We start from the raw sequence: 18,589 nt of genomic DNA on the forward strand, positions 1-18,589 counted from the left end.
GGAGCCTTGTTCATCGCCGCCATGCTCGAAGGAAGCGCCCCGCCGAATCCGCCGCGGAGTGGAACGCGTGGATGGTCGCTTCCTCTGCATCGACCCGACAGTCATTGCTGAATGAACCTCTCTGGAGTCGCCAGGGGCTTCGCGATGACCAGATCGAACGGTCATCGGGTGGTGCGTGAGACGCTCACAGGAGAGTAGATCGAGCTATCACGCTACTACTCCCTACGGGTACGGGGTATGATGGCTATCATGAGGCAGGGACAGCACGAGAACGTCAACTATGAAACGCCATATCTCGACGCCGCCGTTGCGGTCTTCGCTCTTCTAGCCTCGCCCGTTCGCGTCAAGATTGTGCTCGCGCTGCAAGATGGCGAGATGTCCGGGGGTCTGCTTGCCGACATCGCCGACCTCTCCCTCGAACAGGTCAGCGGGGAACTTGTCGCTCTCGAATCCGTCGGCATCATCGCATGCCAGCAGGAAGGACGCCGTGACTTCTACCGCCTGGCGAACGAGCATGCCGGTGCGCTGGCGTCGAATGCGATCTTCCATGCGCAAGATCGTGACGGCATCCACGATCTCGGCCGGATTCGATAGCCGGGTGATGACGAAGGAGGATCCCATGCCTCGTCTGTCCCGCTTGACTCCCGAGACCGCCATCGGCGCCTCTCGTGATCTGCTCGGCGACCTCGTTAGTCGGCATGGCGCCGTCGGGGACATGGTGTCCACCATGGCCCATTCCCCGGCGGTGCTCGGCGGTTACTTGCAGCTCAGTAAGGCGATGCGGCGCGCCAAACTGGATCGGAAGACGAGCGAGCTCATCTCGATCGCGGTGCAAGCGCAGCAAGGTTGCGGGCTATGCCTCGAATCCCACATCAGCAGCGCAAGGTCGCTCGGCGTGCGCGAGGAAGAGATCCAGCTCGCACAACAGGGGCGCTCGAACGACCCCGCGATTGCGGGCATGATCGAACTCGGACTCCACATCTATCGCGCTCCGGCCGCCATCACGGACGTCCAGATCGACCGGCTTCGCCAGCTTGGATACAGCGATCGTGAGATCGCCGATGTAGTCGGGGTGGTCTCTCTCAACATCCTCACCGGCGCGTTCAATCTCGTCGCCGGCCTTACTCCAGGCGAGTAGCGTCCCGCGCTTCCGAGAACTCCCCCCGGCGCCGGTGCTAGTCGTTTCTGCTCGCCACAAGAGCCGAACGCGGGGTGCCGAACGCCACGGGAACTTTCCAGGCGCCCGGCGCGACGATTACCTCCAGAAATGGCAGTATCCCGCCCGCTCAGAATCGGGCACCAGAGGCCAGTGCAGCCTGCCAAGGGCTCGCGATGTCGTCGGTGTTGATTCCCAACCGAGCGCGAGGTGGGAGCGAAGCGCATCGTGTGCTGTTAGTTCCAGCGCGACCACACATGCTGTGGCCGGGGTCCGGCCTCGTCTTTGGTGGGCGCCGTCGAATTGTCCAGTTCTTCGTTAGGTATCGGCGCAAGCTCTTCGCGTTCTGAACGATGAGGGCATGCTCGATTTCGCTCTGGCTGCTCGCTAGTCCCTGTACCGCCTTCGAGCTACCACGCGTCTTGCAGGTCGAGGTCTCACGGCCCTCGTCGTCCGCAAGAAGACGATGCTGTATGTAAGCGAGGCGCCAGAGCGCGGAGGAAGCGCGCGGGTACCCTGGGGCTTCAAGAGGAGGGGCCAATGAACGTCAAGCCCGAATGGCAGGGGACAGCGCAACATGGCGAAGCCTCCGATCTGTCGCGCTGGTTGGTGCATCTCACGCGCTCGGAGGACGACCTGATCTCGATACTGACAACGGGCACGATCGAGGCCCGTGCACCTTTCGGCGCCGGGAGGTACTACTCAGGCGTCCAGCACCTTCACCAGTCGGTTTGTCTCACTGAGACGCCGCTGCACGAGCTTGGACGTATGACTTCGCGGCGTCCGTGGGGAATCGTCTTCGATAAGGAGAGGTTGCGCATGAAGTTGGACGCTCAACCTGTCTGGTATCTCAGCGACCCCTCGCCGCAGTGGCAAGCGCTTCGCGCCGCGATGGATGACGCAGAAGACATGCCAGACGCGCCGATCTGGCAACTGACTCCATACATTGATGGCGTCCGCAACCGCCAGAGCAAGCGTCCGAACGACTGGCGATGGGAACGCGAATGGCGTGTGCGAGGCGACCTGGAGTTCGAGCTCGGCGACGTCTCCATGATCGTGTCTAGCGAAGCGGGAGCGACAGCCATTCTGGATGAGATTTCCGTCGGCCTGCCATGGGTATCTCCTGATGGTGGTCGACCTCAGTGGGCGGGCGGCTTCACCGGAGGTTGGGACGCCGCTATCGAGCAGATGCTCGACCGATTCCACATGACTTTCACTTCTCTAGACAACGCGGGGATGCCTTGGGACAGTGAGGACAAAGCGTACGTTCAACTCGTTGAGTTCCACGACACCGCCTATGCCATGGACGAGGTGTTCGGCTACCTGATGCCGGACCTGTATGAAGCGATCGAGTCTGCTTTGAGCAATGAGAGCTACCAGTGGTGCCTGACCTATGACCTCGAATACTGGGGAGATTAGCGAACCGCCTCAAGGTGACCACCCTCCGGCCCTCGCGCGAGTGGTGACCTTCGGACTGCAAGTCGATGCTGCGGGAGACATGGCCCCACCTGCTCATCATGACGGTATCGATGCGCGTCATGTCGGCAGGCGACGGATACAGGTACCTGCTGCGCAGCGTCGCGGCCGGTGACGGCGACCGATCGCTTTCGACACCGTTCACGCGCTACTACGCCGAGGAAGGCAGTCCGCCGGGTCACTGGCTCGGCGCGGGCGTCGCTGCGCTCGGCAGCGCGATCCAGGTCGACGATCAGGTCTCTGAGTCCCAGCTTCAGCTCCTCGTCGGTATGGGCCGGAACCCGGTCACGGGCGACCCACTGGGCCTTGCGTATCCTGCCTACAAGACTGTGGCTGGGCGTGTCGAGGAGCGTACCGCCGCGCTCGACCCGGTGCTCGGACCGGTCAGTCGCGCCGAGGCGGTAGCGCAGATCGAGGCAGAAGAACGAGCGCGCGGGACGCGTCGCGCCGTCGCCGGGTACGACTTCACGTTCTCGGTCCCGAAGTCCGCGAGCGTGTTGTGGGCGGTTGCGGATGCGGGGACGCAGGCGTTGATCGCGGATGCGCATCATGCGGCGGTTGCGGAGGTGGTTGCGTTCATGGAGCGGGAGGTCGCAGCCACCCGCACCGGCGCAACCGCCCGCAACGGCGCCGTTGCACAAGTCGATGTCCGCGGTCTGATCGCCACAGCGTTCGACCACTACGACTCCCGCGCGGGTGACCCACACTTGCACACGCACGTCGTCATCTCGAACAAGGTGCAGACCGTCCTCGACGGAAAATGGCGCTCCCTCGACGGGCGCCCGATGCACGCCGCCACGGTCGCGCTCTCCGAGCTGCACGAGGCAGTGTTCGCCGACCACCTGACACGCGCCTTCGGCGTGGAGTGGGAGGCCCGCGACATGGGGCGAGACCGCAACCCCGCCTGGGCGGTGACGACGGTGCCGGAGCAGCTGGTGGCGGAGTTCTCCTCCCGCTCCCGGCACATCGACATGGAGAAGAACCGCCTCATCGCGGAGTACGTCGAGAAGCACGGCCGGCAACCGTCGACGGCGACGATCCTCAAGCTCCGCGCCCAAGCCACCCTCATCACGAGGCCCGAGAAGCAGGTCCGGTCCCTCGCCGACCTGACCGCCGAATGGCGGCAGCGAGCCGGCCGCCTGCTCGGGCGGGATGCGACCGCGTGGGCGCGGCGCGTCACCACGAAGGAGGCGCCGTTGCTGCTACGCGCCGACGACGTCCCGCTGGATGTGATTGCTTCCCTCGGGCAGAGCGTGGTCGAGACGGTCGGCGAGAAGCGGTCCACCTGGAGGCGGTGGAACCTCACCGCCGAGGCGGCCCGGCAGACGATGGGCTACCGCTTCGCGTCCACCACGGATCGGGAGGCGATCGTCGGGCTGGTGATGGACGCCGCCGAAGCCGCCTCACTGCGGCTGACCCCACCGGAACTCACGTCAAGCCCGGTGGCGTTCCGCCGCCCGGACGGCACGAGCGTGTTCCGCCCGAAGCACTCGACGGTGTTCTCCTCCGAACTCTTGCTCGCCGCCGAAGACCGCCTCCTCGAGCGCGCCCGCACGACGACCGCTCCCACGGTGCCGCTGGAAACCGTGGAGCGGATCGCGGCCCGCCCCGACCGGCAGGGGCGGGTGCTCGGCGAGGAGCAAACCGCTGCGCTCGCATCCGTCGCGGTGTCTGGGCGCATCGTCGATGTCCTGGTCGGCCCCGCCGGGGCGGGCAAGACCACCGCCATGAACGCTCTGCGGCGGGCCTGGGAGCACGAGCACGGCCGCGGGTCCGTGGTCGGACTGGCGCCATCTGCGGTCGCAGCGCAGGTGCTCGCCGATGACCTCCGCATCCAGACGGAGAACACCGCGAAGTGGTGGCAGAACCACCTCGTCCAGGGAGAAACATTCCGCAAGGGGCAGCTCGTCATCGTGGACGAGGCGTCGCTGGCGGGAACCCTGTCCCTCGACCGCATCGCCCGTCTCGCCTCCGAGGCCGGGGCGAAAGTGCTGCTGGTTGGGGACTACGCACAGCTCCAGTCCGTCGACGCCGGCGGCGCCTTCTCCCTCCTCATCCACGACCGCGGCGACGCCCCCGAACTGGTCGACATCCACCGCTTCACGAACATATGGGAGAAGACCGCGTCCCTCGGGCTCCGGCACGGGCGTACCGAGGTCATCGACACCTACATAGAGCACGACCGCATCCAGGGCGGCGAGATGGAGACGATGGTCGACGCCGCCTACATTGCGTGGCAAGCCGACAGGCAGGCCGGACGGGCGACGGTGCTGGTCACCGACTCGAACGAATCCATCCAGGCGCTTAACCAGCGCGCTCGCACGGACCTGATCCTCGACGGCACCGTGGACGCTCGCCGCGAGGTAGCGCTGCTGGACGGCACGCGCGCCGCCGTCGGGGATTCGGTCATCACCCGGCACAACGACCGCCGCCTGCGCGCCGGCCGCGGCTGGGTCCGCAACGGCGACCGCTGGACGGTCACCGAGGTCCGCGACGACGGCTCCCTCACCCTCCGCCGCGCCGACCGCAAGTGGGGAGCCTCGGTTGTGCTCCCCGCCGCGTATGTGGCCGAACACCTCGACCTCGGCTACGCCGTCACCTCCTACCGGGCCCAAGGCATCACGGTGGACACCTCGCATGTGCTCGCGGACGCGAGCATGACCAGGGAGAACCTGTACGTGGCGCTCACCCGCGGACGGGAGACGAACCGCGCCTACGTCGTGACCGACAAGCCTGACGACTCCCACGACGGCCCGCATCCTGGCGACAACACCGAGGCCACCGCCCGGTCGGTGCTGTTCGGGGTGCTCCAGCACGTCGGTGCCGAGCTCTCCGCCCACGAGACCATCACCGCCGAACAGGACGCTTGGGCGAACATCGGCCAGCTCGCGGCCGAGTACGAGACGCTGGCGGCAGCCGCGCAACGCGACAGGTGGGCGCTCCTCGTCCGCGCGTCCGGTCTCACCGAGGAGGAGGCCGAGGACGCGATCGCATCCCCAACGTTCGGGGCGCTGACCGCCGAGCTCCGCCGCGCCGAGGCCAACCACCACGACATCGAAACGCTGCTGCCGCGCCTCGTGCGGGCGCGCGGGTTCACCGACGCCGACGACATCGCCGCCGTCCTCCACTACCGCGTCTCCCGAGCCACAGCGAGGCCAGCGGGGTCCGGCCGCGCCCGCAAGGCACCCCGCCTGATCACTGGACTCATCCCCGAAGCCACCGGCACCGTGAGCAGCGAGTTCCGGCAGGCGCTCACCGAACGACGCGACCTCATCGAGACCCGCGCCGACGCGCTCCTCGATACCGCGCTCACCGAGAAGCAGACCTGGACGAATGCGCTTGGCGCCCCGCCGAAGGATGCCAAGACCGAAGCGACCTGGCGGCGACTTGCCCGCACCGTCGTCGCCTACCGCGACCGCTACGGCATCACCGATCCCACTCCGCTCGGAACCCCGTCCGAGAACGACGCGGAGAAGATCGACGCCGCCCGGGCCAAGGCCGCCCTCGACCGGGCACGCAGCCTCGCACGGGGAGCAGGGGAGGAGCCGCAGCGTAGGCCGGAACGAGAGCCGGTCCGCCGCGCGCTGTGAGCCCGGTGCCCTTCCCGATGTCAGGCCACCGTTCTACAGTGGAGGACGAGGCGGCCTCTATATTGGCGCTGTCGCTCCCCGCGACGGTATGACCACCCCGCACGCTGGGCGGTCCTTTCAGGTTCTTGTCGCCGAACCCCTGGAAGGACTATGCCCGTGTTCCGGCTCATCTGGGCGGCCAGCGTCCGCACCCGCGACATCCTCAGCTACGCGCCCACGAACCTCCTCATCGCCGCCACCCGCACCCGCCGCGGCCTGCGCTGGGGTATCCCCGCGATGCTCCTCGCGATCCCGTACCTGCTCGCCGCCTACTGGTGCGTCACGACCATCGAAGCCGGCGGCCCCCGATGGCTCAACCTCGTAGTGCTGCTGTGCGCGTGGAACTCGGTCAAGTTGACCCTGAACGGACCCGCCAGCGTCCTCCGGCTGCTGCACGCGAGGGTAAAGGAGTGGCGCGGCGTTCGGGCGGGGTCGTGATCGAGACGGCGTCCTTGAGTCCAGATCACGCGGTACGGCATCGAGGAGCGGCGTGTGCCTGGTCATGCGCGGTGCACCGCTGGTAGCGTGAACTTACGTCCCAAAAGAGGAGAGAGCCGGAAGATGGCGGAAGATCACGAAGTCCTGACTACGGAGGAAGCTGCCGCGCTCCTTCGCGTCAGCACCAAGACGGTTCTCTCCCTTGTGCGTTCCGGCAAGTTGCCAGGCGAGAAGGTTGGACGAGCTTGGCGCTTCCCGAAGCGCGACGTCCTGGACTATGTCCGAGGGTCGAGCGAACCTAAGGCGGGGATCGTGGATGAGTAAGGTGCAGAGCTTCGACACGACCGAGATCGGGATGCCCGCTGCATGGCGAGGTAGGCGGCTGTGATCAACATGGCGACATGGGAAGAGCTGACCGTTGACATCGTCAACGGTGTCAGACTCGACCCCCGAAACGTCCGGTTGGACATCCCCGACGGAGTCCCTGAGTCCGACATTGTTCAGGACCTCTTCACGAACGAGAAGGCTCTAAACCTTGTTGAAGGCATCACGAAAGTCGGTCTTCTGACTCACGAGGTCCCCATCGTCGTTGAGCGTGACGGCACTCTCGTTGTCGTCGAAGGAAACCGTCGAGTGGCGGCGCTCAAAGCGATTCAAAACCCGTATCTCGCGCCGGACCACCAAGCACGAATCAGCAAGCTCGCGCAGAGCATCGAGAGCCGTGATGAACTCCGGCAAATCACCGTGAAGAAGGCGCCCACGCAAGACGATGCCGACCAACTGATCGCGGCGCTCCACACCGGAAACCAGCGTGTTGCCTGGAGCCCGGCTCGGCAAGCGGCGTTCTTCCAAGCACAGCTTGACGGTGGCAAGACCGCCGAGCAGCTCGTCGCGCAGTACCCGACCATCGATGTCCGAAAGTTCATCACTCGAAGCAAGATTCTCGGACTCTTTCGCGGCGTCAGCTTCGCTGACCCGTCGCTCCGCGACTACGTCAATCGTCGCCGCTTTCCCGTGTCGACTCTCGCACGGCTCTACGAGAACGACAAGTTCCTGCAGCTCGCCGGTATCGAAATCGATAGCGGCACAGGGAATGTAGAACTTCGTTCGTCGCGAGTTCTCTTCGAACGTCTGGCGACCAAGATCGTCTCCGATATTCGTGACGGGGCTATCAACACGCGTGTCCTGAACAGAACCTCCGGCGAACGGTACGTCGCCTACATGGACGAACTGCGCGACTTGCTCAACGAGTACGAGGACTCGACTGCCGACCACAGCGCATCTCATGAATCCTCGTCATCGAATGCAGGCTCGGCAGGGTCCAACCACAAAGAGGGCGGACCGAATGGCGAGCACCGCGATGGTGACCAGACGTCATCTGACACGGAATCGGATGCAGGTAGTGACAAGGCAAAGCCGTTCCCGAGGAAGCGGAACTACCTCAACACAGACAATCTCACGGTTCCGACCACTTTCCCCGCGTCGATTCACGAGATCGTCAAGGAACTCTCCGCAATCAACATCCAGCGATTTCCAAACGCGACCCTCGACCTACTGCGCACCTTCCTGGAGAAGACGATCAAGGCCCATGCCGAGGTGCTCGGGGAGGACATCAAGAAGGGCTCCAATGAGCAGGGATTCGTGTATCTCTCGAACTGCCTCGTCTGGCTCGAAGAGCACTTCAAGACGACCGGACAGACCGCCTTTATCCAGCCCGTACAGAAGATTCGCGGTGGACGCTACGGCTTCGTCGGGTCGAAGGCCCACCTCGACGCAACCAACCACAACCATCACATCTTTGCCACACCCGATGACGTTCGCGAATGCTGGGCGACCATCGAAGGAGTCATGAAAGCGGTACTCAAACCATGACGCGAACAGCGACATCTGCCAGGAAGAGAGTGACCATTTCACCTCTTCGGTACCCCGGTGGCAAGGGACTGCTCTACTCGCGACTGCGGACCATCATCCGCGAGAACGACCTCACTTCAAGCGTCTACGTCGAACCCTACGCCGGGGGAGCCGGGGCCGCTCTTGCGCTACTGGTATCCGGTCAGGTCGAGCGAATCGCAATCAACGATCTCGACCCGGCGGTGTTCGCGTTCTGGAACGCAGTCGTTACGCAGCCTGGCGAGTTCACGCGGCTCGTCAACAACGTTGAACTCACCGTGGATGAGTGGGAGCGACAGCGAGAGGTCTACCTGACATCGCCGAGAGAGGACCACCTTCCCCTTGGGTTCGCCACCTTCTACCTCAACAGGACTAACCGTTCCGGTGTGCTGAACGGCGGGCCGATCGGCGGGAAGGACCAGACGGGAAACTATAAGATCGACGCTCGCTTCAATCGGGAGGGTCTGGCGGAGCGGATCAGGTTGATCGCGCTGCACGCGGACCGTATCGCCGTGACCAACGAAGACGGTCTAGACGTGATCTCACGCTACTCCGACAGCGAGGACGCCTTCATCTACGCAGACCCGCCCTACTTCGAGAAGGCTGGCTCCTTGTACCTCAACGCGTTCCAAGAAGCCGACCACAAGGCGCTTGCTGAACGTTTGAAGAGTGTCGAGCGAGCGAAGTGGATTCTTACCTACGACAACGTCCCCCAGGTCGCAGAGCTCTACTCAACTCTCCGACGACGACTCTTTGCCCTGAACTACTCCGCACACCGCGTTATGAAGGCTAACGAAGTCATGGTGTTCTCACCCCACCTCGCGATCCCGGAAGAACTCGAATCCGCCCACGCTGATCTGGTGCAGCGTGTGGGCGGCACTATAGAAGGAGCGTCCTGATGGCGCGGCTCGAAAAGGCGGCACCCGACACGCTATCCCTCGATCTGTCGAACCCGCGGATGCCGGACGCGAAGTTCACCGACGAGGATGAGGCGATCGCCTACCTCTACGTTCAGGCAGATTTGGGCGAGCTGATCCAGTCGATCGGGAACTCGGGATGGCTGGACTTTGAGCCTCTCATCGTCGAAGAGTCGACGCGAACCGTCGTCGAAGGCAATCGGCGCCTCGCAGCTCTGCGCATCATTGCGAGTCCTCGCCTCCAGCAGCAGTTCAAGGTGTCCCTCCCGCAGCCACTACACGCCAACGCTGTACCGACTGAAATCCAGGTGAACTACGTCGGTAGTCGCAAAGAAGCGCGCGACTTCATCGGGTTCAAGCACGTCAATGGCGCGTTTAAGTGGGATTCCTACGCGAAGGCGAGATTCGCGCACTCGTGGCTCCAAGACGGGGACGATATCGATGAAGTGAGCCGTAGGCTGGGAGATGGCCACAACACCGTCAGCAGACTCGTCAACGGTGTCGTCGTCCTGGAACAAGCGGAGGAAGCCAAGCTTTTCGACCGTGAACTCCGGTCCAAGAAGTCCTTCTACTTCTCGCACCTCTACACTGCGTTGTCCACGGTGAACGTTCGCCAGTTCCTCGGACTGCCCGAGAGCGACAACTCAGTGCTGCCAGCAAACCCCGTGCCCGCGTCACACCGACCGCAGCTTCGTAACTTCCTGTCATGGCTCTACGGACAGGAGGACGAGCCGGCGCTCATTCGGAGTCAGAATCCCGACCTCGGACGACTCGTAAACGTACTCGGCAGCGATCGCGCAGTCCGGGTACTTGAGTCCAACCGTGACCTCGACCGGGCTTTCGACGTCGTGGAGGACAAGGCCAAGGCCTTTGAAAAGGCGTTCTATCAACTCGCCAGTTCGGCCGAGGACGTCTCGCGCATCATTGCTCGCTACGACCCCAAGTCTGACTTGGTTGATGATGCCGAATCGACCCTCCGTGTGGTGACCATCGTGGTCAACGCGATGAAAGAGGCGCACCTTCGAGGCAACTCCGCCGATGAGAATTAACGCGCCACTGGAACGCTCGACGCGGAGCGTGGCGGCCGACTGGGTAGAACTGCATGCGCTTGTTGACGAGTCGGGAGCCAATGAGCAGAGCCTGATTCGAAGCCAGACCGTTCAGAGGGAGCCTGACCATGGAAGCCTGCTGACCGATCTCGACGCCGAGCTTGTCGATGAGGAGATCCTGGAACCTGAGAACGATCAGCTTTCTGAGCGCGTCTACGAGGAGCTTGCCTACCGTGAGCGCGTGCTTGGCGCTCTGTACCCCTTCGAGCTCGTATCGGAGTTCGGCAAATGGGCGCTTAGGCGTCGAGCGGCGCTGAGCGAAGCTGATCAGGCCGCACACGACTGCTATGTCTGCTGCCTTCTGATCTCCGCTATCCACTCCGAGCTCTTGCCGACGAAGAGCGACCATGAGGTGTTCAAGTCGAGCGCGAGAGCTCTCCAAGTTGAGTCGTATCTGACGGCCGCAGAAGTGCTGGGCGGGCGTGCGTACTGGTTCGGCTTTCCGCGTCCCGACGGATCGGGGATGCTCAAAGCGATCCAAGACCTTGCTTCCTCTATGGGCACCGCTGTAGCGCCGGACGACCGACCGACCGGACTCTCACCACATGCGGCTGATGGAACTGTCGACATCGTCGCCTGGCGACCTTTTCTTGACGGCGAGGCCGCTTCGATCGTCGCTTACGGGCAAGTCGCGTCTGGGAGCAACTGGACCGCCAAACCCATCAAGTCGTTCATTGAAGGTCACTTCCTTCCTTGGTTCGTGAAGATGCCCTCACACAAGCACATCGAGATGCTCTTCGTTCCCTTCCCCCAGCATCACGAGCAGTCAGAAGAGAAGAAGGTTGACTTCCGAACGGTTGCGACGGAGAAGGCACGCTTTCGGGAGAACGACTACGGGGTGGTTATCGATCGGCTCCGGCTCACAGAACTTATGGCGCTCTCGAAGGTGAATGGAAGATACGACGAACACGAGTACCAGGAGCATGAGGAGTACGTTCGCGCCTGGTCGACAGACGCACTGTCCTACGCCAGGGGGAGTGCCGTAGCGGCCTGATGGGCCGTGGGTGTCTCTGCTAGATGCTGCTGGCGAAGTGGACCAATCAGGTGACCAACAGCCTGCAAACCCTGCAAAACGTGACGTCCAGAGCACACTCCTGAAAAGCAAAACCCCTGGTCAAGCAGGCTAAGACCGATCATCCTGCCACCTGGGGGTCAAGGGGTCGCAGGTTCAAATCCTGTCAGCCCGACCGAGAAAGGCCCGGAAACTCGCAAGAGTCTCCGGGCCTTCTGCATGTCTGGCGCCGCCGCGCACGCCGACTGTCCCCGGTCCACCGGTCCGCTTCGCTGTGCGACGAGCTGATGCTCTTGCCGAGCACGAGAGGTCACGGGCCGGTGCGCAGAAGACTGTGCAGAAGAGCGTGCAGAAGAGCGTGCAGAAGAACGTGGTCTCACCCTCTCTGGACGAGCAGATGCTTCGTCGACGAGGGTTCCCTCACCGTTCCCGACATTGCTCGTCGAGCAGGTCAGCGCGCGGACGTCGCTGCCCCGTCTCCGTCGTTCGTGACCGCGGCGCGCAGCTCCGTCAGGAGTTCGAGCTGCATCCGGTTGATCGACATGAGGTCCTCGATCTCCTTCTTCGCGGCGAGGTTCGTGTCGTAGTCGTGCTGTGCGAGGGCGGCGGCGATGGCATCCTGCCTCTTCGCGGCGATCAGAAGGATCGCTCCCTGGAGCCCGGCGAGCATGCTCAGAAAGAGGTTGAGCAGGATGAACGGGTAGGGATCCCACATGAGGGCCGTGCTGTTGACGATCGCCCAGGCGATCATGAAGAGCACGAACACCCCGATGAACGGCCATGATCCCATCCCGTTCCGAAGCCGATCAGCCGCGCGCTGACCTGCCGTGAGATGTTCGGCCTGAGCAGTGTGCCAGTTGATGAGAGGTCGCGTCATCGGCCAATGGTACGTCGCCGCACGGTCGGCCCTTCGGATGCACGAGCGCTCACCGGAAATCGAGCACGTCGTCGCCCCATGCCGCGCGTAGAGGAGCATCGAGGTCGGCGACGAGAGTGTCCTGCCGCTCGATCACGAGGGTCTGACGGCGGCCGGCCGCATCCGATGCAGAATACGGCGCCCAGGTCGGCGCATCCTTCGCGGTCGCCGCATCCGGTGTGCGTCCGTGCGCGAACGCCGCCCAGCGTTCCTGCATCCGCACCGAGATCTCCTGCGCGGCTCGGCGGCCGCCGAGCCGGAACGTCGGGTCCTTGGGGCCGCTCGACAGGTTGCCCCACAGGTACGGCAGCTCGGTCGCGTGCGTCGCACCGAGACCGATCAGACGGAGAAAGGGCGCCGCATGGTCGAAGCGATACAGCCACACATCCGCCACGGTGCTGTGACCCTCCGCTATCCACAGCGTCGGCAGACGGAATCCGATGTCGCGGGCGATCCCGAGCCCCACGGCGCCATGCCGCACGTTCTCGTAGGCGGTCCGGACCTGAGCGGCGGAGGGAAGGGAGATCGTCGGGTTGTCTTCGGCCATGTCGGTGAACATCTGTCGGATGCGGTCGTCGGTGATCGGGATGAGAGGCGACTTCATGAACTTGAAGAGCGACGCCTCGTCCTTGTTCGTCCCGATCAGGAGTGGAACCCGGAGCCCGCGTCCTTCGCGCAGCGCGGTCACCGGCGCCTCCGGAAGAACATCGCCGTCGATGACGGGCGCGAACGCGAGGGTCCCCGGTGCGTCGTCCGGCACGGCCGCGTACACCTCCATGCTCGCCGCCACGATGTCATCGACGGATGCCGCGCGCAGAGCCCCCGCGACCGCCGCAGCATCCGTCGAATCGATGCCCAGCTCATGCACGAACCGCGCGGCGACGTCACGCGCCCGTTCGGTCCCGTACATGCTCGAGGCGGGGGAGGACTGCGCGATCGCGCGGGCGAACAGACCTTCGGCCGAAGGCGTCGCCAGCAGAGTCGTCACCAGCCCTCCTCCCGCGGACTCCCCGAACACCGTGACCCTGCCCGCGTCGCCCCCGAACGCCGAGATGTTCTCCTGCACCCAGCGCAACGCGAGCAGCGCGTCCTTCAGGGCCAGGTTGCGATCGAAACCCTCATCGGGCAGGAGTCCGGCGAGATCCAGAAAACCGAATGCGCCGAGTCGGTAGTTGACCGTCACGACCACGACCTCGCCGCGCGTGACGAGCGATGTCGCATCGAACAGCGGTTGGCTCGATGAGCCGAACGTGTAGGCGCCACCGTGCAGCCATACCATGACGGGGAAGGCGCTCTCGGGTCGCTCCGACGGTGCCCACACGTTCAGCACGAGGCAGTCCTCGTCCATCACCGCGTCGTCGCCCAGCGGTACGGCGGGGTTGATCTGCTGCGGGCACACGTTGCCGTAGACGGTGGCGTCGATCTCCTCCTCGACGCTCGGCGCCGCGACGGGATCACGCCAACGCAGCAGACCGACCGGCGCCTGGGCATAGCGGATTCCGCGCCATGAGCGCGCACCGTCGGCATCCGTGCCGCGGAACGTCCCGGCCGGTGCCGTGACGGTGACGACGCGCGTCTCGTCGTCGGGGGGAGAGTTGTCTGACATGCGTGCGGCTCCTGACATGGTCGTGTTTCAGGACAGGTGACGGATGACCTGGGCGGCCTCGTTCGCGGCGAGAACCGCGAACAGCACCGTCATGATCATCGCGTTGTGCGCGATCATCTCGGACTTGACCCGTTCGAGTGCTTTCGTGACGACCGCCGATCTGCTCGTGGCGACGGCGGCCGTGACGAGCAGCGGCAGAGTGCCGGCGACGACCAGCCCGATGCAGAGCCCTCCCGCTGCGAGCAGAGGGAGATGCGCCTCGCCGATCAGTGCACCGCCCTTCAGCGCGAGCGGGATGTTCTTCGTGTTGGTGACCGCCATGATCGAGCCGAGCGCGGCCGCCTTCGCCGGGGTGACGGCATCGAGGGCCGCGAGCCAGGCCGGCGTCTGGGGTGGCTGGCCATGGCGGGGGCGAGACGACCAACTCGCGACGGCGAGCGCGGCGAAGCCGAGTGCGAGCACGATGGCGAGGAAGAACGAGACTGTCTTCGCGGTGGCGGAGGGAGACCCCGAGGCGGAACCGGCGGAGGTGAGCGCGCCGACCATGACGAACGCGAGGGAGATCGCGATGAACACTGCGGCGTAGACGGGCGCCGCCGTCCGGCCGCGGGGAGCGAGGATGATCGCGATGATCGCCACGAGGGGCAGCGGCGAGATGAGCATGCCCACAGCCAGCGGGAGGAGGTCATGCAGTTGGTTCACGTCTCGTCCGATCGTCTTCGTGTGCCCTTCGGTGGGGCGCAGACGACGCTACGGCGGGGTCGGGTGCTCTCCGTCGCGATGTTCGGTTGACACGACAGCCGCGCGCAGCGGAAGCGCGAACGCGGCTTCCAGGGCGACACCGCCGGGGATGCGGACAAGATGGGCGCCGAGCTCCTGCATCCGTGAGGATGCGCGCAGACGTGTGCCGCGTGCGGCGATCCCGGGCGACGAGACACGGACGTGAAGCCGAGGTCCGGCGCCGGTCGTCACTCGACGGATCGACACCTCCGCTCGTCGCTCACTCGCATGTTTCGCGGCGTTCAGGAGCCCCTCGGCGACGATGTCGTAGCAGTCTCGTACCACCGAGGGGATCGAGGACAGAACATCGCGTGCCTCGTCGTCGACGTCGACACGGAGCTCGATGACGTGCGCCCACGTCTCGAAGAGTGCGGTGAGGGAAGTATGGGCACGGGGATCGTCGGCCGTGGCGAAAGCCTCGGGAAGTCGGCTCACGACAGTCGCGAGTTCTGCCCGCAGCCGCCGGATATCGTCCGGATCGGGTGTGGGGTGTGCGAGCGCGAACAGAATGCAGGCTCCCTGCGCATCCGCGTGCAGGAGGTCGGCGGCGGCTCTGAGGCCGTCGCGAGTGGGGCGGGTGCCGGCACGTGCGAGCTGCTGGGCGTCGGCGACGGCGCTCGAAAGTCGGTGCTGTTCGCTGCGGAGACGGTGCAGCGCGCCGGCGCACGTTCCGGCGGCGAACGCGAACCCGATGTACGCGATGGCGGAGACGGCGGCGAGCAACGGAGCCACCCCCTGCGCGGCCGCGAGTGCTGCGAGCGCGATGCCGACGACGCACGAGAGGATCATGAAGAGCAAGGACGCGTGGTGGGGCACCCGAGCGATCGCGCGGCGTCGCGGCAGGAAGTCGACGACCGCACCTCCCGCGGCGAGGGCGGCGATCCCGATGAGCAGTTCGAGTGGCGTCTGCGTGCGGGTCGCATAGGGGAGGAGGCACACCGCGTAGATGAGGGTGACCAGACCCGGCGGCGGGAGGCGGAACAGGACGTGCCGAGGCGAGGGGTAAGACCTCGGGTCCGCGCGATCACCGAAGCCGTCGCGGGCTCGACGCGGATTCCCGGCCTCCTTCTTCTCGGCGAGCTCGGCGAGACGGTGACTCCACTCGCGGATCCATTCGTCTCCGAGCCTTCGGACGCCGGCGGATGTCGGTTCCATCTCGATGATCGCCGCATCGAGGGTCGACTGCGCTCGGTCGAGAAGGTTCCGCGCGTCGGTCGCCAGCGCGTGCGCATCGTCCTGTGCCCGGGCGAGCTCCTGGGCCACGGACCGCAGCAGGGCGTTCGTCCGTCGCAGTGACCGGAGCGAGGAATCCAGCACGGCGATGATGCTCAGCACGATCATCCAGACGACGATGTTCGTCGCGATCCGGTACGGAAGCTGACCCGAAGGTGGTGCGGGAAGGCCGGCGAGGTGGAGCCAGCCGTCTTGCATCACCGGACGCATCGCCGCGCAGACGACGATCCCGGCGGTCACGACGGCTGCTCGCTCTCGCCGGGATCGGCCGCGACGTTCCCATGCGGCGATGCCCGTGAGCGCCGCGGCGAAGCAGAGCCAGGTCGCGACCATGGCGGGAAGCGCGGTCAGAGTGTCGATGCCGACACCCGTGGGCGCCATGACGGTGAGGGACAGGGGGAGGGAAGCGGCGATCGACCAGACGGTGAGGAATCGGCCGCCGCCGAAGGCGCGGACAGCCGCACGGCGGAGTTTCCTCATCGGGCGGGACCGAACGCGGCGAGGTAGAGTCCCGCCGCAGCGACACGAGCGTTGACGGTCGGGTCGCGTGTCACCTCGAGTCTTCCGAACAACCGGCTGATGGATCGTTCGACTGCGCGCACCGTGCCACCGGTCTCGACGGCGATGCGCTCGTTCGACCATCCGCGTGCGATCATCGCGAGGATCTCCAGTTGATGCCTGGTGAGTGAGCCGAGGGGGTCGCCTGTTTCGGCCGAGGGCGGCAGAGGTGTCGGATGCGTCGACAGAGCACGTTCCAGCGCGGAGAGCAGAGCCGTAGGGGAATCGAGGTCCTGTTTCGCGACGAACACGGCCTGCTCGATCCCCATCGCCGTGGCACCGGCGGCGGCACGGGGGTAGCTGCTGAGGAACACGACCGCGATGTGCGGTGCGAGTTCGACCAGCATCGCGGCGAGCTCCGCCCCGGAGGGGCGGGAGCCCAGATCGATGTCGGTCAGCAGCGCGTCCGGGTCGAATTCGGTGAAGAGGCGTGTCGCCTCGGCGGCATCGGCGGCTGCCGCGGTCTGGAAGCCGTGGCGCTCGAGCAGATCGCACACCAGCATGCGGAGGGCACCCTGATCCTCGACGACGAGCACCCGTCGTCTCCACTCCGCGCCCACGTTGTCACATTAGTGGAGCGCAGCGGTGTCGGAACGTCGGGGCAGGAGGGGAATCGGCCTTCTCGGGTATCGGGACTGCGCACGGGAATCCGCGGCCACGGATGTCGGCACTGGTGCGAAGGCGAGCCGGGCGAGGATGATGTCGTGCATCGGTCTCGGAGGATGGGCTCGCCCCGCCGCGAGGAATGACGGGATGAAGGAAAGGTGCACCGGAGTGATGACGAACCTCACCATCGGAACGACGCTCGAGGACCCGGGGGCTCCGGTCGACCTCGACGCCCGGCGCTTCAACAGGCATACCTTCTGGGTCGGGCAGAGCGGCAGCGGGAAGACGTATGCGCTCGGTGTCGTGCTGGAACAGCTGCTCCTGCACACCGAGCTGCCGCTGATCGTCCTCGATCCGAACAGCGACTTCACGCGCTTGCGGGAGACGCGGGCCTCCGCAGGAGCATCCGAGACCGACCGCATGGCAGAACTCGACATCCGCGTGTTCCGCTCCGGCGCGGGTGAGGGCGAGCGCCTGCACGTGCGTTACGTCGATCTGGTGCCGGCATCGAAGGCAGCCGTTCTGCAGATGGACCCGATCGCGGATGCGGAAGAGTACAACGCACTGCTCCATGAGGAACGAGATGCGCACGTCTTCGACGGTCGCGATATGCTCCCCGGTCTGCGAGCCTCTGGCGACCCCGCCCGGGTGCGGCTCGCGAACCGCATGGAGAACCTGCAGGTGCTGGAGTGGGCGCTCTGGTCACGCGGCGCCGGATCGGTCATCGACGTGATCGAAGAACGCCCACGAGCCACGGTCCTCGACCTGGGCGGCTTCGAGCACCCCGCCGAGCCGAAGGTCGCGGCCCTCGCCGTGCTCGAACATCTCTGGGCACACCGTGAGGAACGACGGCCCGTCCTGATCGTCATCGACGAAGCACACAACCTCTGCTCGCCGAATCCCGAGACCGCCGTCGAACGAGCCCTCACCGAGCAGCTCGTGCAGATCGCGGCCGAGGGGCGCAAATTCGGGCTCTGGTTGCTGCTCTCCACCCAGCGTCCGACGAAGATCCACCCCAACGTGCTCTCGCAGTGCGACAACCTCGCGCTGATGCGGGTCAACGCGCCCCGCGACCTCGCCGAGCTCGCCGACGTCTTCGGCTTCGCCTCCGAGGATGCCATCCGCCGTTCCGCTGATTTCGTCCAGGGGCAGGCGCTGTTCGCCGGCGGCTTCATCTCGGCGCCGACCTTCGTGCAGATGGGGGAGCGGATCACCGAGGAGGCGGGCGGCGATGTGAAGGTCCCCCTGCGCGTCGAGGGATGA

General features: G+C 65.3%; 16 protein-coding genes. 11 read left to right on the top strand and 5 right to left on the bottom strand.

All coding sequences use genetic code 11. The features are described from left to right. The first annotated feature begins 249 nt into the window (after nt 1-249). The 10 genes from ABDC25_RS06605 (at nt 250) to ABDC25_RS06650 (ending at nt 11,609) form a co-directional block, all read left to right on the top strand. Nucleotides 250-594: a metalloregulator ArsR/SmtB family transcription factor gene (locus ABDC25_RS06605; RefSeq protein ID WP_347125498.1), complete on the top strand. Its 345-nt coding sequence runs from the start codon at nt 250-252 to the stop codon at nt 592-594. Then, complete coding sequence (locus ABDC25_RS06610) at nt 548-1,138, top strand: carboxymuconolactone decarboxylase family protein (RefSeq protein ID WP_347125500.1); 591 nt, start codon at nt 548-550, stop codon at nt 1,136-1,138. Before ABDC25_RS06605 ends, ABDC25_RS06610 begins: the two co-directional genes overlap by 47 nt. A gap of 558 nt (nt 1,139-1,696) precedes the next feature. Beyond that, a complete protein-coding gene (locus ABDC25_RS06615; protein WP_347125502.1) occupies nt 1,697-2,575 on the top strand; it encodes a hypothetical protein in 879 nt (292 codons plus the stop codon). Between the two features lie 98 nt (nt 2,576-2,673). Further along, complete coding sequence (gene mobF, locus ABDC25_RS06620) at nt 2,674-6,222, top strand: MobF family relaxase (protein WP_347125957.1); 3,549 nt, start codon at nt 2,674-2,676, stop codon at nt 6,220-6,222. Between the two features lie 156 nt (nt 6,223-6,378). Then, nucleotides 6,379-6,699: a hypothetical protein gene (locus tag ABDC25_RS06625; RefSeq protein WP_347125504.1), complete on the top strand. Its 321-nt coding sequence runs from the start codon at nt 6,379-6,381 to the stop codon at nt 6,697-6,699. A 123-nt stretch (nt 6,700-6,822) separates the two neighbouring features. Continuing rightward, on the top strand, nt 6,823-7,023 hold the full coding sequence (locus ABDC25_RS06630) for a helix-turn-helix domain-containing protein (RefSeq protein ID WP_347125506.1): 201 nt from the start codon (nt 6,823-6,825) through the stop codon (nt 7,021-7,023). A 69-nt stretch (nt 7,024-7,092) separates the two neighbouring features. After that, a complete protein-coding gene (locus ABDC25_RS06635) occupies nt 7,093-8,571 on the top strand; it encodes a hypothetical protein (protein ID WP_347125959.1) in 1,479 nt (492 codons plus the stop codon). Continuing rightward, a complete protein-coding gene (locus ABDC25_RS06640; RefSeq protein WP_347125508.1) occupies nt 8,568-9,488 on the top strand; it encodes a DNA adenine methylase in 921 nt (306 codons plus the stop codon). The genes ABDC25_RS06635 and ABDC25_RS06640 overlap by 4 nt, the downstream gene beginning before the upstream one ends. Then, nucleotides 9,488-10,555, top strand: coding sequence for a hypothetical protein (locus tag ABDC25_RS06645; protein ID WP_347125510.1), 1,068 nt, complete (start codon nt 9,488-9,490; stop codon nt 10,553-10,555). The genes ABDC25_RS06640 and ABDC25_RS06645 overlap by 1 nt, the downstream gene beginning before the upstream one ends. After that, nucleotides 10,545-11,609 carry a hypothetical protein gene (locus tag ABDC25_RS06650; protein ID WP_347125512.1) on the top strand — a complete coding sequence of 355 codons (1,065 nt, stop codon included), beginning with the start codon at nt 10,545-10,547 and terminating at the stop codon, nt 11,607-11,609. The genes ABDC25_RS06645 and ABDC25_RS06650 overlap by 11 nt, the downstream gene beginning before the upstream one ends. 469 nt (nt 11,610-12,078) lie before the next feature. Here the strand turns inward: ABDC25_RS06650 and ABDC25_RS06655 are convergent, their stop codons facing one another. The 5 genes from ABDC25_RS06655 to ABDC25_RS06675 are packed head-to-tail and all read right to left on the bottom strand — an operon-like array spanning nt 12,079 to nt 17,280. Continuing rightward, nucleotides 12,079-12,504, bottom strand: coding sequence for a DUF1003 domain-containing protein (locus ABDC25_RS06655; protein WP_046398908.1), 426 nt, complete (start codon nt 12,502-12,504; stop codon nt 12,079-12,081). Between the two features lie 49 nt (nt 12,505-12,553). Next, nucleotides 12,554-14,149, bottom strand: coding sequence for a carboxylesterase/lipase family protein (locus ABDC25_RS06660; protein ID WP_167253839.1), 1,596 nt, complete (start codon nt 14,147-14,149; stop codon nt 12,554-12,556). A gap of 27 nt (nt 14,150-14,176) precedes the next feature. After that, entirely contained in the window at nt 14,177-14,851 is a 675-nt protein-coding gene (locus ABDC25_RS06665) for a GAP family protein (protein WP_021199289.1), read from the bottom strand. Between the two features lie 48 nt (nt 14,852-14,899). Continuing rightward, nucleotides 14,900-16,642 carry a hypothetical protein gene (locus ABDC25_RS06670; RefSeq protein ID WP_347125516.1) on the bottom strand — a complete coding sequence of 581 codons (1,743 nt, stop codon included), beginning with the start codon at nt 16,640-16,642 and terminating at the stop codon, nt 14,900-14,902. Further along, complete coding sequence (locus ABDC25_RS06675) at nt 16,639-17,280, bottom strand: response regulator (RefSeq protein WP_347125518.1); 642 nt, start codon at nt 17,278-17,280, stop codon at nt 16,639-16,641. Before ABDC25_RS06675 ends, ABDC25_RS06670 begins: the two co-directional genes overlap by 4 nt. A gap of 217 nt (nt 17,281-17,497) precedes the next feature. Between ABDC25_RS06675 and ABDC25_RS06680 the strand changes: the two genes are divergently transcribed. Continuing rightward, nucleotides 17,498-18,589, top strand: coding sequence for an ATP-binding protein (locus ABDC25_RS06680; protein WP_136025052.1), 1,092 nt, complete (start codon nt 17,498-17,500; stop codon nt 18,587-18,589).

The sequence above is a fragment of the Microbacterium sp. SY138 genome (genome assembly GCF_039729145.1).
Lineage (GTDB): Bacteria > Actinomycetota > Actinomycetes > Actinomycetales > Microbacteriaceae > Microbacterium > Microbacterium maritypicum_A.

What these genes read in the sequence shown, in the direction of transcription:
- ABDC25_RS06680 (WP_136025052.1), top strand. Translation starts at nt 17,498, where the DNA reads ATGACGAACCTCACCATCGGAACGACGCTCGAGGACCCGGGGGCTCCG.
- ABDC25_RS06650 (WP_347125512.1), top strand. Translation starts at nt 10,545, where the DNA reads ATGAGAATTAACGCGCCACTGGAACGCTCGACGCGGAGCGTGGCGGCC.
- ABDC25_RS06645 (WP_347125510.1), top strand. Translation starts at nt 9,488, where the DNA reads ATGGCGCGGCTCGAAAAGGCGGCACCCGACACGCTATCCCTCGATCTG.
- ABDC25_RS06655 (WP_046398908.1), bottom strand. Translation starts at nt 12,504, where the DNA reads ATGACGCGACCTCTCATCAACTGGCACACTGCTCAGGCCGAACATCTC.
- ABDC25_RS06615 (WP_347125502.1), top strand. Translation starts at nt 1,697, where the DNA reads ATGAACGTCAAGCCCGAATGGCAGGGGACAGCGCAACATGGCGAAGCC.
- ABDC25_RS06610 (WP_347125500.1), top strand. Translation starts at nt 548, where the DNA reads ATGCGCAAGATCGTGACGGCATCCACGATCTCGGCCGGATTCGATAGC.
- ABDC25_RS06630 (WP_347125506.1), top strand. Translation starts at nt 6,823, where the DNA reads ATGGCGGAAGATCACGAAGTCCTGACTACGGAGGAAGCTGCCGCGCTC.
- ABDC25_RS06605 (WP_347125498.1), top strand. Translation starts at nt 250, where the DNA reads ATGAGGCAGGGACAGCACGAGAACGTCAACTATGAAACGCCATATCTC.
- ABDC25_RS06670 (WP_347125516.1), bottom strand. Translation starts at nt 16,642, where the DNA reads ATGAGGAAACTCCGCCGTGCGGCTGTCCGCGCCTTCGGCGGCGGCCGA.
- ABDC25_RS06635 (WP_347125959.1), top strand. Translation starts at nt 7,093, where the DNA reads ATGGCGACATGGGAAGAGCTGACCGTTGACATCGTCAACGGTGTCAGA.
- ABDC25_RS06660 (WP_167253839.1), bottom strand. Translation starts at nt 14,149, where the DNA reads ATGTCAGACAACTCTCCCCCCGACGACGAGACGCGCGTCGTCACCGTC.
- mobF (WP_347125957.1), top strand. Translation starts at nt 2,674, where the DNA reads ATGACGGTATCGATGCGCGTCATGTCGGCAGGCGACGGATACAGGTAC.
- ABDC25_RS06640 (WP_347125508.1), top strand. Translation starts at nt 8,568, where the DNA reads ATGACGCGAACAGCGACATCTGCCAGGAAGAGAGTGACCATTTCACCT.